The organism is Vibrio sp. RW (genome assembly GCF_027587105.1).
Classification (GTDB): domain Bacteria; phylum Pseudomonadota; class Gammaproteobacteria; order Enterobacterales; family Vibrionaceae; genus Vibrio; species Vibrio toranzoniae.
In genome coordinates this window covers 62,090-75,906 of record NZ_JAPPTM010000016.1, presented here as the reverse complement: position 1 = coordinate 75,906, position 13,817 = coordinate 62,090, and the positions used below count along the sequence as shown (strand labels likewise).

The following is a 13,817-nucleotide window of genomic DNA, read 5'->3' as shown; positions in this document are numbered from 1 at the left end:
TTTTGGTGATTATGATGCGCGCCTTAAAAGTGTATAGCAACAGGTGTCAAAAAGAACCAAGGTGGAGAAAAACAGACGTTGAAAGCTAAAAAATCAGTAGGAAAGCCAGTCGTACAACTTACTGGCATTAGTAAAAGTTTCGATGACAAAGAAGTTATCGGTAATCTTGATCTAAACGTAAATCATGGTGAGTTTCTCACGATTTTAGGCCCATCAGGTTGTGGTAAAACAACCGTACTAAGAATGATTGCGGGTTTTGAAACGGCAGATAGTGGTCAAATACTATTAGCTGACCAGAACGTAACCCAAGTTCCTGCTGAACAAAGGCATGTTAACACTGTATTCCAAAGCTATGCCCTATTCCCGCATATGACTGTCTTCGATAATGTGGCATTTGGCTTACGCATGCAGAAAGTTCCAGGCAACGAGATTGAACCTCGTGTGATGGAAGCTTTAAAAATGGTGCGCTTAGAACAAATGGCACAGCGAAAACCACACCAGCTATCCGGTGGCCAACAGCAACGTATCGCCATCGCTCGTGCTGTCGTTAATAAGCCTAAAGTTCTTCTATTGGATGAATCTCTATCTGCTCTTGATTACAAGTTACGTAAACAGATGCAAATCGAGCTTAAACAATTACAACGCCAACTTGGTATCACGTTCATTTTTGTAACGCACGACCAAGAAGAAGCGCTGTCTATGTCTGACCGCATTATTGTTATGCGTGATGGCGTGATTGAACAAGATGGCACACCGAGAGAGATCTACGAAGAGCCTAAGAACCTGTTTGTAGCTCGCTTCATTGGGGAAATTAACGTATTCGAAGCGACAGCGAAATCTCGTCTAGATGAAAAGCGCATTGTTGCGACAATCGAAGGTGAAGAGTCTGTTATCTATCACGATAAAGACATAACACCGGGTCAAAAACTTCAAGTATTGCTTCGCCCTGAAGATCTTCGTATCGAAGAAATCAAAGAGTCTGAGCAACGCGGTATTGTTGGTCACATTGTCGAGCGAACCTATAAAGGCATGACATTGGATTCAGTGGTAGAACTTGAATCTGGTATGCGTGTGATGGTTAGCGAATTCTTCAACGAAGATGACCCTGATGTTGATCACTCACTGGGCCAAAAAGTTGCAGTAACTTGGGTTGAGAGCTGGGAAGTGGTATTAGAAGATGAGCAAAAAGTTTAATTTACAAAACGCGATTGTTGCTTTAATCACAGGTTGGTTGGTGCTGTTCGTGATGATTCCAAACATCATGATCATCGGTACTAGCTTCTTAACTCGTGATGAAGCGAACTTGATCGAGATGACCTTCACTCTCGATAACTACGTGCGTTTGGCTGACCCGCTGTATTTTAAAGTGTTAATGCACTCTTTCTATATGGCGATTGTCGCAACCCTACTTTGTTTAATCATTGGCTACCCGTTCGCTTACATCGTGGCAAAAATGCCGGCGAAATGGCGTCCAATCATGTTGTTCCTAGTGATTGTGCCATTCTGGACCAACTCTTTGATCCGTACTTACGGATTAAAAGTGGTGCTGGGTACTCAAGGCGTGTTGAACAAAGGCTTATTAGCGTTAGACATTATCGATAAACCGTTACGTATCATGTACTCAGAAACAGCAGTGATGATCGGTTTGGTGTATATCCTACTTCCGTTCATGATTCTGCCGTTGTATTCAGCGATTGAAAAACTGGATGATACGTATTTAGAAGCCGCGAAAGATTTAGGTGCGAACAAACTGCAAACGTTATTGAAAGTCGTACTTCCTTTGACAATGCCAGGCATTATCGGCGGTTGTTTACTTGTATTGCTCCCTGCGCTTGGAATGTTTTACATTTCAGATTTGTTGGGCGGTGCTAAGAACCTGTTGATCGGTAACGTCATTAAGAGCCAAGTGCTGAATGCTCGTGATTGGCCGTTTGGCGCTGCAACCAGTATTGCACTGACTACCGCTATGGCCGTGATGCTTTATGCCTACTATCGTGCAGGCAAGTTATTGAATAAGAAAGTGGAGCTAGACTAATGGGTCGCACAGTAAAGTTCAGCTTTATGGCGCTGGTATACGCTTTTCTATACCTACCTATTATCGTATTGATTGCAAACTCATTTAATGCCAATAAGTTTGGTATGAAATGGGGTGGCTTTACCACTAAGTGGTATGACGCGCTGATTAACAACGACAGCCTAATGCAGGCCGCGTGGCACTCGATTAACGTAGCCGTGTTCTCAGCAACAGCCGCAACGATTGTCGGAAGCCTGACAGCAGTAGCCCTATTCCGTTACCAATTCAAAGGTAAAGGCGTAGTAAATGGCATGCTTTTCATCGTAATGATGTCACCAGATATCGTCATGGCGATTTCGCTTCTTGCGCTATTCTTGGTAATGGGTGTGCAACTTGGGTTTTTTACCCTACTTGCCGCGCACATTACTTTCTGCCTGCCGTTTGTTGTGGTAACGGTCTACAGTCGCTTGAATGGCTTTGATGTAAAAATGCTAGAAGCAGCAAAAGACTTAGGGGCAAGCGAATGGACGATTCTAAAACAGATCATCCTGCCTCTTGCTAAGCCAGCGGTTGCTGCGGGTTGGTTATTGAGCTTCACTCTGTCTTTGGACGACGTGATCATCAGCTCTTTCGTCACGGGCCCAACCTATGAAATCTTGCCACTGAAGATTTACTCAATGGTTAAAGTCGGTATCTCTCCTGAGGTAAACGCCCTAGCAACAGTGATGTTAGTGGTGTCGTTAGTTCTGGTGATTATTTCTCAGTTATTAGCGAGAGAGAAGATCAAGTAAGTCTCCTACTCTATACAGAGACGAACTTGATAAGAAGTTAACAAACTTCATGTTCTACAAAGTGTTAATCATAAACAGAATGGTAAATTGCCATTCTGTTTTTCTATCTACTGCCTTCGGGCACGTTTAGTTTGGAGCTAACGTCAATGAAAAAATGGGCTACTCTATTAGCTGGTAGTGCATGTGCGCTTTCAATGTTATCTGCACCATCGTTTGCAAAAGATAACAAAGAGTTGGTATTCATGAACTGGGGACCTTACATCAACAGTGAGATCTTAGAACAGTTCACGGATGAAACTGGCATCAAAGTGATTTACTCGACTTACGAATCGAATGAAACTTTGTACGCAAAGCTAAAAACACACAATAAAGGTTACGACCTTGTGGTTCCTTCAACCTACTTCGTGTCTAAAATGCGCGACGAAGGCATGCTTCAAAAGATCGACAAAACCAAGCTAAACAATTTTACGAATCTAGATACAAACTATCTAGATAAGCCATATGATCCGAACAACGACTACTCTATTCCACACGTAGTCGCGATCACGGGTCTTGCTGTTAACACAGACATGTACGACCCAGAAGCTTTCCAAAGCTGGACTGACCTATGGAAGCCGGAGCTTGAAGGTCAGCTGATGATGATGGACGACACGCGTGAAGTGTTCCACATCGCACTGCGCAAGTTAGGTTATTCAGGTAATACAACCAACGAGAAAGAGATCGACGAAGCTTACGCTGAGCTGCAAAAGCTAATGCCAAACGTTCTCGTCTTTAACTCAGACAATCCAGGCGCACCGTACATGGCAGGTGAAGTAGGTCTTGGTATGCTTTGGAACGGTTCTGCGGCTGCAGCGCAAAATGAAGGGTTACCAATTAAACTGGTTTTCCCTAAAGAAGGCGGCATCGGTTGGGTTGATAACTTCGCAATCAGTTCTGGTGCGGTAAACGTAGAAGCGGCTCATAAGATGATCGACTTCCTACTTCGCCCTGAAATCGCAGAGCAAATCTCTCGCGACACTGGCTACCTAACGGCAGTTAAAGCGTCTAATGAGAAGTTCAAAGATAGCCCTGCTCTGTTCCCATCTCAAGAAGACCTTGACCGTGTTGAATGGCAAGCTGCGGTTGGCGACAAGACCGTGAAGTACGAAGATTACTTCATGAAGCTTAAAGCCGGTCAGTAAGCGAGTTAGTTGTCTAGTTGCTCTGGTCACCAGATGCTAATAAGTCATTGGTTTACTTAACAAGGCTATTTAGATAATCAACAAGTTAAAAATAAGAATATCAATGAATAGGTAGCTTAGGCTGCCTATTTTGTTATATCGCTGATATAATCTAGCGCGATTTTTAAAAATCCTTTTACTTTGGGTTCACTACCCAGCTCCAAATCAAACAAATGAACGGAACAGTAATGAAAAAGACACTGTATACCGGCGCATTGTGTGCTGCTACTTTACTTTCTACGCCCTCTTTCGCAGCTGACCAAGAACTGTATTTTTACAACTGGTCTGAATATATTCCAAATGAAGTGCTAAAAGACTTCACCGAAGAAACTGGCATTAAAGTCTATTACTCAACCTATGAGTCTAACGAAAGCATGTACGCTAAGTTAAAAACTCAAGGTACAGGTTATGACCTAGTGGTTCCTTCGACTTACTTCGTTTCTAAAATGCGTAAAGAAGGCATGCTTCAAGAGCTTGATAAAACTAAGCTAAGCCACTTTGCAGATTTGGACCCAAATTACTTAGATAAGCCATTTGACCCAAGCAACAACTACTCGATCCCATACATTTGGGGCGCAACGGGTATTGGTATTAACTCAGATATGCTAGATAAGTCTTCAGTTAAAGGCTGGGGTGATCTTTGGGATACGCAGTGGGAAGGTCAATTGATGATGATGGATGACTCTCGTGAGGTTTTCCACATTGCCCTGTCTAAGCTAGGTTACTCTCCAAACACGACTAACCCTGAAGAAATCAAAGAAGCGTACGAAGAACTGCGTAAGCTAATGCCAAACGTATTGGTATTCAACTCAGATTTCCCTGCGAACCCTTTCTTAGCGGGTGAAGTATCTCTTGGTATGCTTTGGAATGGCTCTGCTTACATGGCGCGTCAAGAAGGCGCAACAATTGACATCATTTGGCCAGAGAAAGGCGCTATCTTCTGGATGGACAGCCTAGCGATTCCATCAGGCGCTAAGAACACTGAAGCGGCACATAAGATGATCGACTTCCTTCTTCGTCCTGAAAACGCAGCTAAGATTGCTCTAGAGATCGGTTACCCGACGCCAGTTAAAACGGCTTACCCTCTTCTTCCAAAAGAATTTGCTGAAGATAAGAATATTTTCCCACCACAATCAGTGATGGATAACGGCGTTTGGCAAGATGAAGTTGGCGAAGCGAGCGTCATTTATGACGAGTATTTCCAAAAACTTAAAGTAAACAACTAGATTTTTACCGAGAGGTTAATAAAGCGGCGTAAGCCGCTTTATTTTTATCTACACTTTATAGAAGATTAAAAGGAAGCAATACGGAGTATTATTTGTTATGCCAACAAACCCTATTCTACTCGTTGTGATTTTAACGCTTCTAACGTCACTCCTTTTGTTTGGGCTGAACTCACTTATTCAAGTTGATTCTAATTACGATCTGTTCTTTGAAACGAATACGCTCGTCATTACGACATATATCTGCTTTGTTGCTCGCCGTTCTATTCGCCGAAATAAAACACTTATGCTCGGCTCACTGCTACTTATCTTTAATCTATTTTATGATGTATCGAGTGAAGTTCAATATCTCGATGAATGGGCTGACCGAAATGAACTCATTGATACCTTTCTCGAAGATGGCTTACTTCAAATAGCTTTTCTGTTAATCGCCGTAGGTATCACTAAATTAAACACCCACTTAAAAGATCAAAGCAAGAAAGATGAGCTGACAGGCTTATATAATCGTAAAAAGTTCGATGCGATTAAGCTTGAAGAGTTTGAGTTGATTTATTTCGACTTAGATGGGTTAAAACAAGTGAATGATCGCCAAGGGCACCAAGAGGGTGACCTAATGATTGTCCGTTTCTCTCAAGCATTGAATCAGGTGGTACTTGAAGATGAAATGGTGTTTCGTGTTGGCGGCGATGAGTTTGTAGCAACCGTTCAACTTGGTCGCGGTGGGGAGTTTATTAAACAAGTTACTAACCTACTCCTCGATGAGGACATATCATTTTCATACGGTATTGAAGTTGCACAACGAGAAAACTTTAAACAAGCATTAATTGAATCTGATAAAGCGATGTATGTAATGAAAAAAGCCCAGCGATCTGACACAGACGAGTTTTAAGTGTTTTGTATGGATCTACACAAAACGATAACTACTTTTTTAATCTAAATGGTTTCAGGTAGACGCGACTCGGATAGAACTGGCTGAGCAACTCTCAGCCTGTCATCGTTTTATACTTTATTAAGCCGTTAAAGATCCTTGCTCCGTGCTCAGCAGTTCCTCAACGAGCTTAGGTACTTCGATACTCGCTTTACCGTAACGCTTCTCTTCAAATTCGCTCTCTACTGCGCTTGGCTCAAGGTTGATTTCAATCGTATGTGCGCCATGCATTTTAGCGTCATGTACAAAACCCGCCGCTGGATACACCACGCCAGACGTGCCAATTGAGATAAACAGATCGGCTTCTTCCAGTGCTGAATAGATGTCGCCCATTCTCAATGGCATCTCACCAAACCAAACAATGTGTGGACGCATTTGTGCGGGAATCTGACAACAGTGACATAGCTCGCCTGTCTCGATGTTCTCTTTATGGTCGATAACCTGATTCGACTCGCTGCAACGTGCTTTAAGCAGTTCACCATGCATGTGGATGATATTGCTGCTACCGCCTCTCTCATGCAGGTTGTCGATGTTTTGAGTAATGATGGTGACTTTGCCATCAAGCTTGTCTTCAAGCTCTCCTAGCGCCTTGTGGGCTGAATTTGGCTGGATGCTGTCACTTTGCAATCCGGAACGACGTTTGTTGTAAAACTCTTGTACTAAGTCTGGATCTTTTTCAAAGCCTTCAGGTGTCGCGACATCTTCGATTTTATGGTTTTCCCATAATCCGTCTTGTGATCGGAATGTTTGTATCCCCGACTCCGCTGAAATACCTGCGCCAGTAAGAATTACGATATTTCGATATGGGAAATGCATATAACGTCCTTTTCAATATGTCACTTTGTAACAGCTTAGCACTGATCAAATTCCAACAATAGTTTTAGGGATTAGACCATAGTCTTAGCCAACTGAATTCATTGGTTATTTGTGACATAACTCGATTGTCTATCGCTTGGCTTTCTTACCGAAGCTTTCGATGTGTTTTCAACTAACACAAAAAAGCGGCCGAAGCCGCTTAGTCTTGTTTAACTGGTGTCTACTTGACGAGCTTAAACCCATCAAAGTGAACGACGTTAATCTTCGTTGATAGACGAGATCTTATGGATTGAAAGATCCGCGCCGTTGAATTCGTCTTCTTCACTTAAACGTAAGCCCGTTAGTCTGCTCAACACGCCATAAACAATCAAAGCACCAGTCAGAGCAACAGCGATACCCGCTAATGTACCGACAACTTGAGAAGCAAAACTCACACCCCCTAGCCCCCATAATGTTTGTGAGCCGAAGATGCCAGCAGCAATGCCACCCCAAGCGCCACACACGCCGTGCAGAGGCCATACACCTAGAACATCATCAATCTGTGTTTTGTTTTGCATGTACGTGAACAGGTAGACGAACAATGCACCTGCCACGCCGCCAGTCACTAACGCGCCTAATGGGTGCATTAAGTCTGAACCTGCACAAATCGCTACTAAGCCAGCCAAAGGCCCATTATGGATAAAGCCTGGGTCATTCTTACCTGTAACAAGCGCCGCCAGAATACCGCCAACCATAGCCATTAATGAGTTCATCGCCACTAGGCCGCTGATGCCATTGATAGCTTGAGCAGACATTACGTTGAAGCCAAACCAACCCACACATAAGATCCACGAACCTAATGCTAAGAAAGGAATGTTCGATGGTGCGAAGTTGGTGTGTTTACCTGCCCGGATACGACCTTTACGCATGCCTAAGAAGTAAACTGCGACCAATGCAATCCAACCGCCAACACCGTGAACGACAACAGAGCCTGCGAAGTCGTGGAATCCGTAACCAAATTGGCCTTCTAGCCACGCTTGGAAACCAAAGTTACCATTCCAAATGATGCCTTCAAAAAATGGGTAAATGAAACCAACGGTAAATAGTGTCGCAATCAAAATGGGATAGAAACGTGCACGCTCTGCGATACCACCGGATACGATCGCAGGGATTGCTGCGGCAAAGGTCATTAGGAAGAAAAACTTAACCAGCTCGTATCCATTCCCTTGCGATAGCGTTTCCGCGTCGGCAAAAAAGTGCGCGCCGTAAGCGACCCAGTAGCCAATAAAGAAGTAAGCAATAGCGGAGACACCAAAATCCGAGAGGATCTTAACCAGCGCATTGACTTGGTTCTTCTTTCGAACGGTACCTACTTCGAGAAATGCAAAGCCAGCGTGCATCAAGAAGACCATGATGGCGCCGAGTAATAGGAATAAAGTATCTGAACTTTGGGTAAGGGTTTGTACTGCACTATGAACTTGAGTCACCGTTTCACTCATTAAAGCATTCTCCTTCGCTTTATCTGATTTGCACTGATATCGTGCGATTCAATAATGTAATTAATTAAAGACTCAACAGTGAAGGCAAGATGTGTTCCAACTGCGTGGTGTAATTTTCGTGCAACAGAATTAACTTTTAAGTTGTTGATTAAAATTAAATAAATTTCCCGCTGCACTTTTTTGATTCTTAGAGGGCGGAAAAGTCACACGAACGATTGCACCAACGGAGGGAATTGCACCATATTGAAGCGGTCAATGGGGCGAATTTTATTCAGAGTTGAGTGGGTCAGAGCTGCTTACAGTTATCCAGATGCTTAAACACAAAAAGCCCAGGAAATGAATCACTGGGCGTTCTTTAGATATGTAACGTGTTAGCGTTACAAGTTCGGGCCTGTTGAAGGGTTTTGCGGTAAGTTTTGACTCAAACGCTGCATACCTTGATACATACGAATAAACCAAACCACTATCGCAACACCACCGAATAACACGCCTACATACGGAATGTAGTAAGCAATGTCATCGATAATATGGTTTTGATACCAGTAATCGTTCACACCGATTAACACGCCATTAGAGGTCGCTACCGTTACAATAAGCACCACAAAGAACGTCAGGTTCAAGAAGAACGAGCGAATCAAGCCGTAGTAATGGGTATCCACTACTTCGCCGTCTTCGCCTTTATCTAAACGATAGCCCGCGTAGATGATGGCAACCACACCAGAGAGAAGGCAAGTAAATGGCGTAAAGCAGCTTAGTATGTAAGCGACCCAAATACCTTTATGAGGTTTGTTCATTCTTATTCACCCCTTCCGTTTTCTCTGTTGCTGCGTTTGCGCTTTGTTCAACGCCGTTTTTCTCTTGTTCCATCACTTCTTTGTACCAAAGGTCATGGTGCTCTTTAGCCCAAGTCTCATCAACTTCACCGGTTACCATGCCTTCTAGTGCGCCTTCCATACCGAATAAGCCGATGTAGATGTGGAACACGAAACCACAAATAAGGATCAGAGCCGCCAACATGTGAACGAGGTTTGAAAGTTCCATATCACGACGGGTTTGACCAAAAATTGGGAAGTCCAATACCAAGCCACTAAACGCAACCACAGTACCCACCACAATCAGAAGCCAAAACAGCGCTTTTTCACCCGCGTTCGAGAATTCTGCCGATGGATGAGAACCTTTATGCTTGCCAACCATGCCACCCAGTTTCATGAACCACTGGAGATCGACCATCTTGAAGATAGACTTGCGCCACCACTTGATCAGTACGCACATCAATAACACATAGAAGATCGGGCCAATGTAGTTATGGTATTGCTTAGCCAGTAGAACAATGAAGCCCCATAGATCCGTTGGGACATAAGGTTTCAAGAAGTGTTTACCGTAAACCAACATCAAACCACTGAACGCCAGTGTTAAGAAGGTAAACGCCATGCTCCAGTGCAATGCACGATCAAGTCGAGACCAACGTTTGATCTTACGGCCTGTTCTTGGTGCGCTTAGCATTAACGGGCCAATCACAACGTACATCAAAGTCACAAAAGCAATACTGCCAAAGATAGCGACAGCACCGGCTGGTGACATCCACTTCTCTTTCAATATGTACCACGTTTGACCTGGAGCACTAATCAACACACCGTGCTCAGCCGATTGAGAGGTCGTGTAACCTTCCTCACCATTTCTTACTTGTCGCCAAAAATCAGCGCCAGCAAGTTGTGTGATTTCTCTTTCAGCAGAGCTCGATTGAGTTTGTGATGAGTTCGTCTCAGATGCATGACTCAAAGGAGACAGCATTGTTAGTGCTGCCAACATCGGCAACACTACAAGGAAGAGACGCTTAAACATTGTAAGCATATGTCTCTCCTAACTAGCTCTTCATCGCATCGTAAGAAAGGTCGTTGCCGTCTGTCCAACCGGCACCTTTCGCACCGCGTTCTACAACACGCTGACGGAAAATATCAGAGACTTGCTCAGCATCACCGGCAAGCAGCGCTTTTGTCGAACAAAGCGAAGCACACATTGGTAGCTTACCTTCAGCAATACGGTTCGCACCGTATTTTTGGCGTTCTTCAACAGAACCTGGCTCTGTTTCAGGGCCGCCAGCGCAGAAGGTACATTTGTCCATTTTACCGCGCTCACCAAACGCTTCCTGTTTAGGGAATTGAGGTGCGCCAAACGGACAAGCAAACAAGCAGTAACCACAACCGATACACAGGTCTTTATTGTGAAGCACGATGCCGTCTTCTGTATGTTCAAAACAGTCTGCTGGGCAAACTGCCATACAAGGTGCATCAGTACAGTGCATACATGCTACTGAGATAGAGTTTTCACCCGGCTCACCATCGTTCAGTGTCACAACGCGGCGACGTTGAATACCCCATTCCAGAGCATCGTCATTTTCATTCTTACATGCAGTGACACAACCGTTACATTCGATACAACGTTTGGTGTCACAAAGAAATTTCATTCTAGCCATTTTAAGACTCCTTACGCTTTACGAATATTACAAAGGGTTACTTTCGTTTCCTGCATCAACGTGACAGGGTCGTAACCATATGTGGTTGCTGTGTTAGCAGCTTCACCAATAACGTAAGGATCCGTGCCTTCTGGGTATTTAGAACGCAAATCTTCGCCTTGGAACTTACCACCGAAGTGGAATGGGATGAACGCCAGCCCCGGTTTCACACGACGTGTGACCATCGCTTTCACCTTAATACGACCTTTTTCTGCGCCCTCTACCCAAACATCGTCACCGTCTTTGAAGCCGATGTCGTTTGCGTCTTTTGGGTTCACTTCAACAAACATCTCTTGTTGCAGTTCTGCTAACCAAGGGTTAGAACGAGTCTCGTCACCACCACCTTCGTATTCAACCAGACGACCAGAAGTCAGGATAATCGGGTATTCACCAGATTTGTCTTGCTCTTGAATCGACTTGTAAAGCGTAGGTACACGGAAAATAGCTTCTTTGTCGTCCCAAGTTGGGTAATCAGCGACTAGGTCGCGACGTGGTGTGTAAAGTGGCTCACGGTGTAGTGGCACTCTGTCTGGGAATGTCCAAACAATCGCACGCGCTTTCGCATTACCAAACGGAATACAACCGTGCTTGATAGCCACACGTTGGATGCCACCAGAAACGTCGGTCTTCCAGTTTTTACCTTCAGCAGAGGCTTTCTCTTCTACCGTTAGGTCATCCCACCAACCAAGTTGCTTCAGAAGTTTGTCACTGAATTCTGGGTAACCGTCTTTGATTTCGCTGCCTTTTGAGTAACTGTCTTCAGCCAGTAGGCTTTGACCTTCGAACTCCACACCGAAACGAGTACGGAAGTTACCGCCGCCCTCTGCAACAGGCTTAGACGTATCGTAAAGGATATGTGTGCCTGGGTGTTTCATCTCTGGGTTGCCCCAACATGGCCAAGGAAGACCGTAAGTCTCACCGTTCGCAGGGCCACCTTCTGCAGCAAGCGTTGTTTTGTGGAATGTGTGCCAGTTTTGTTGGTGCTCTTTCAAACGCTCTGGGCTTTGACCTGTGTAACCGATCGTCCACATACCTTTGTTGAATTCACGAGTAATGTCTTCAATCAATGGTTGGTTGTTCTCAACACGGATGTTTTTGAACAGTTGATCAGAGAAACCAAGCTTCTTAGAAAGAAGGTACATGATTTCATGGTCAGGCTTAGATTCGAACAGAGGATCTACTACCTTGTCACGCCACTGTAGAGAACGGTTTGATGCAGTTACACTGCCGTAGGTTTCAAATTGAGTAGTCGCTGGAAGCAGGTAAACGCCGTCAGTACGATCGTTCATTACCGCTGCAACCGTTGGGTATGGGTCAACAATCACCATCATATCCAGCTTCTGCATCGCCTTCTTCATCTCAGGACCACGAGTCTGAGAGTTTACTGCGTGACCCCAGTAGAACATCGCGCGGATGTTTTCGCGTTGACGAATCTTGTCTTTGTCTTCAAGTACACCATCAACCCAACGAGACACAGGAATACCTGCACTGTTCATTGGTTTTTGACCACCGTAAGCGTTGTCGTCGAAACGGCCTTTTACCCAGTCAAAATCGATGTCCCAAACTTTAGACCAGTGACGCCAAGAACCTTCAGACAAGCCGTAGTAGCCCGGTAGTGTGTCAGACAGTACGCCAAGGTCAGTTGCGCCTTGTACGTTATCGTGTCCACGGAAAATGTTTGCACCGCCACCTGATTTACCGATGTTACCTAGCGCAAGCTCAAGTACACAGTAAGCACGTGTGTTGTTGTTACCCGTAGTATGTTGAGTACCACCCATACACCAAACAATACAACCCGGACGGTTTTCAGACAGTAGTTTCGCAGTTTGGTAAACGTCTTCTTCGCTTACGCCAGTCACACGTTCAACTTCTGCTGGGTTCCACTTCGCCACTTCTTCACGGATTTCTTCCATGCCGAATACACGTTGGCGAATGAACTCTTTGTCTTCCCATTTATTAGCAAAGACATGCCATAAGATGCCCCAAATGAAGGCAACATCTGAACCAGGGCGCAATGATACGTAATGATCCGATTTCGCAGCGGTACGTGTACGACGAGGATCCGCAACCACGATCTTACAGTTGTTCTTCTCTTTCGCGATCAAGATGTGCTGCATCGCTACTGGGTGAGCTTCTGCTGGGTTTGAGCCAATGAACAGCATCGATTTACAGTTGTGCATGTCATTGAACGAGTTTGTCATTGCACCGTAACCCCAAGTGTTTGCAACACCGGCTACTGTGGTTGAGTGACAAATTCGCGCTTGGTGGTCAACGTTGTTGGTGCCCCAAAGCGACGCCATCTTACGGAATGCGTAAGCTTGCTCGTTACTGTGTTTTGCACTGCCTAGGAAGTAAACCGAATCAGGGCCAGATTCTTTACGAAGCTCTAGCGCTTTGTTACCGATTTCTTCAATCGCTTGTTCCCAAGAAAGCTTCTTCCACTTACCGCCTTCCAATTTCATTGGGTACTTAAGACGACGTTCACCGTGGCCATGCTCACGCAGTGCAGCACCTTTTGCACAGTGTCCACCAGCGTTAAATGGGTGATCGAATGCAGGTTCTTGACCTGTCCATACGCCATTTTGAACTTCAGCGTAGATACCACAACCCACAGAACAGTGAGAACAGATAGTACGTTTCACTTCTGTTTTCGCTTCTGGGTCGACTGATTTAGCCTGTGCTTTCTTCATCATGCCCGGTGCGAAAAGACTTGCGCCTACAACCGCGCCACCAGCAGCAAGTGAAGTGTTTTTCATGAAGGCGCGACGAGACACACCTAGCTGATTGGTTTCTTTGCTCACACTATCGGAGCGTTTGACAAGTTTCATCCGTTAT

Annotated in this window: 12 protein-coding genes; 6 read left to right on the top strand and 6 right to left on the bottom strand. The window is 44.8% G+C overall.

The window, feature by feature from the left end:
* Window positions 1–78 precede the first annotated feature (78 nt).
* From potA to OCT63_RS14675, 6 genes are all read left to right on the top strand, one after another.
* The gene (gene potA, locus OCT63_RS14700) at window positions 79–1,194 is read left to right on the top strand and encodes a spermidine/putrescine ABC transporter ATP-binding protein PotA (RefSeq protein ID WP_060467660.1); all 1,116 of its coding nucleotides are present in this window, start codon (window positions 79–81) and stop codon (window positions 1,192–1,194) included.
* Window positions 1,178–2,035, top strand: a complete 858-nt coding sequence (gene potB / locus OCT63_RS14695) for a spermidine/putrescine ABC transporter permease PotB (protein ID WP_060467661.1) — start codon at window positions 1,178–1,180, stop codon at window positions 2,033–2,035. Before potA ends, potB begins: the two co-directional genes overlap by 17 nt.
* Complete coding sequence (potC, locus tag OCT63_RS14690; RefSeq protein ID WP_008217945.1) at window positions 2,035–2,805, top strand: spermidine/putrescine ABC transporter permease PotC; 771 nt, start codon at window positions 2,035–2,037, stop codon at window positions 2,803–2,805. The genes potB and potC overlap by 1 nt, the downstream gene beginning before the upstream one ends.
* Window positions 2,806–2,951: 146 nt before the next feature.
* Window positions 2,952–3,986 (top strand): extracellular solute-binding protein, encoded by a 1,035-nt coding sequence (locus OCT63_RS14685; RefSeq protein WP_269983947.1) that lies wholly within the window; start codon window positions 2,952–2,954, stop codon window positions 3,984–3,986.
* Window positions 3,987–4,213: 227 nt separating this feature from the next.
* On the top strand, window positions 4,214–5,251 hold the full coding sequence (locus tag OCT63_RS14680; protein WP_060467664.1) for an extracellular solute-binding protein: 1,038 nt from the start codon (window positions 4,214–4,216) through the stop codon (window positions 5,249–5,251).
* A gap of 97 nt (window positions 5,252–5,348) precedes the next feature.
* The gene (locus OCT63_RS14675; RefSeq protein WP_060467665.1) at window positions 5,349–6,137 is read left to right on the top strand and encodes a GGDEF domain-containing protein; all 789 of its coding nucleotides are present in this window, start codon (window positions 5,349–5,351) and stop codon (window positions 6,135–6,137) included.
* Between the two features lie 120 nt (window positions 6,138–6,257).
* On the opposite strand, the gene cobB is transcribed toward OCT63_RS14675, so the two are convergent.
* From cobB to OCT63_RS14645, 6 genes are all read right to left on the bottom strand, one after another.
* Entirely contained in the window at window positions 6,258–6,992 is a 735-nt protein-coding gene (gene cobB / locus OCT63_RS14670) for a Sir2 family NAD+-dependent deacetylase (RefSeq protein WP_060467666.1), read from the bottom strand.
* A 257-nt stretch (window positions 6,993–7,249) separates the two neighbouring features.
* Window positions 7,250–8,470, bottom strand: a complete 1,221-nt coding sequence (locus OCT63_RS14665) for an ammonium transporter (RefSeq protein WP_060467667.1) — start codon at window positions 8,468–8,470, stop codon at window positions 7,250–7,252.
* A gap of 377 nt (window positions 8,471–8,847) precedes the next feature.
* Window positions 8,848–9,264, bottom strand: a complete 417-nt coding sequence (locus OCT63_RS14660) for a hypothetical protein (protein WP_060467668.1) — start codon at window positions 9,262–9,264, stop codon at window positions 8,848–8,850.
* A complete protein-coding gene (locus OCT63_RS14655) occupies window positions 9,248–10,321 on the bottom strand; it encodes a formate dehydrogenase subunit gamma (protein ID WP_269983946.1) in 1,074 nt (357 codons plus the stop codon). Before OCT63_RS14655 ends, OCT63_RS14660 begins: the two co-directional genes overlap by 17 nt.
* Window positions 10,322–10,334: 13 nt before the next feature.
* Window positions 10,335–10,943, bottom strand: coding sequence for a formate dehydrogenase FDH3 subunit beta (fdh3B, locus tag OCT63_RS14650; RefSeq protein WP_010440854.1), 609 nt, complete (start codon window positions 10,941–10,943; stop codon window positions 10,335–10,337).
* Window positions 10,944–10,954: 11 nt separating this feature from the next.
* Window positions 10,955–13,810: a formate dehydrogenase subunit alpha gene (locus OCT63_RS14645; protein ID WP_060467670.1), complete on the bottom strand. Its 2,856-nt coding sequence runs from the start codon at window positions 13,808–13,810 to the stop codon at window positions 10,955–10,957.
* Window positions 13,811–13,817: the final 7 nt, after the last annotated feature.

Coding starts and splice junctions, on each gene's coding strand:
- OCT63_RS14675 (WP_060467665.1), top strand. CDS start 5,349: ATGCCAACAAACCCTATTCTACTCGTTGTGATTTTAACGCTTCTAACG.
- cobB (WP_060467666.1), bottom strand. CDS start 6,992: ATGCATTTCCCATATCGAAATATCGTAATTCTTACTGGCGCAGGTATT.
- potB (WP_060467661.1), top strand. CDS start 1,178: ATGAGCAAAAAGTTTAATTTACAAAACGCGATTGTTGCTTTAATCACA.
- OCT63_RS14685 (WP_269983947.1), top strand. CDS start 2,952: ATGAAAAAATGGGCTACTCTATTAGCTGGTAGTGCATGTGCGCTTTCA.
- fdh3B (WP_010440854.1), bottom strand. CDS start 10,943: ATGGCTAGAATGAAATTTCTTTGTGACACCAAACGTTGTATCGAATGT.
- OCT63_RS14680 (WP_060467664.1), top strand. CDS start 4,214: ATGAAAAAGACACTGTATACCGGCGCATTGTGTGCTGCTACTTTACTT.
- OCT63_RS14665 (WP_060467667.1), bottom strand. CDS start 8,470: ATGAGTGAAACGGTGACTCAAGTTCATAGTGCAGTACAAACCCTTACC.
- potC (WP_008217945.1), top strand. CDS start 2,035: ATGGGTCGCACAGTAAAGTTCAGCTTTATGGCGCTGGTATACGCTTTT.
- OCT63_RS14645 (WP_060467670.1), bottom strand. CDS start 13,810: ATGAAACTTGTCAAACGCTCCGATAGTGTGAGCAAAGAAACCAATCAG.
- OCT63_RS14655 (WP_269983946.1), bottom strand. CDS start 10,321: ATGCTTACAATGTTTAAGCGTCTCTTCCTTGTAGTGTTGCCGATGTTG.
- OCT63_RS14660 (WP_060467668.1), bottom strand. CDS start 9,264: ATGAACAAACCTCATAAAGGTATTTGGGTCGCTTACATACTAAGCTGC.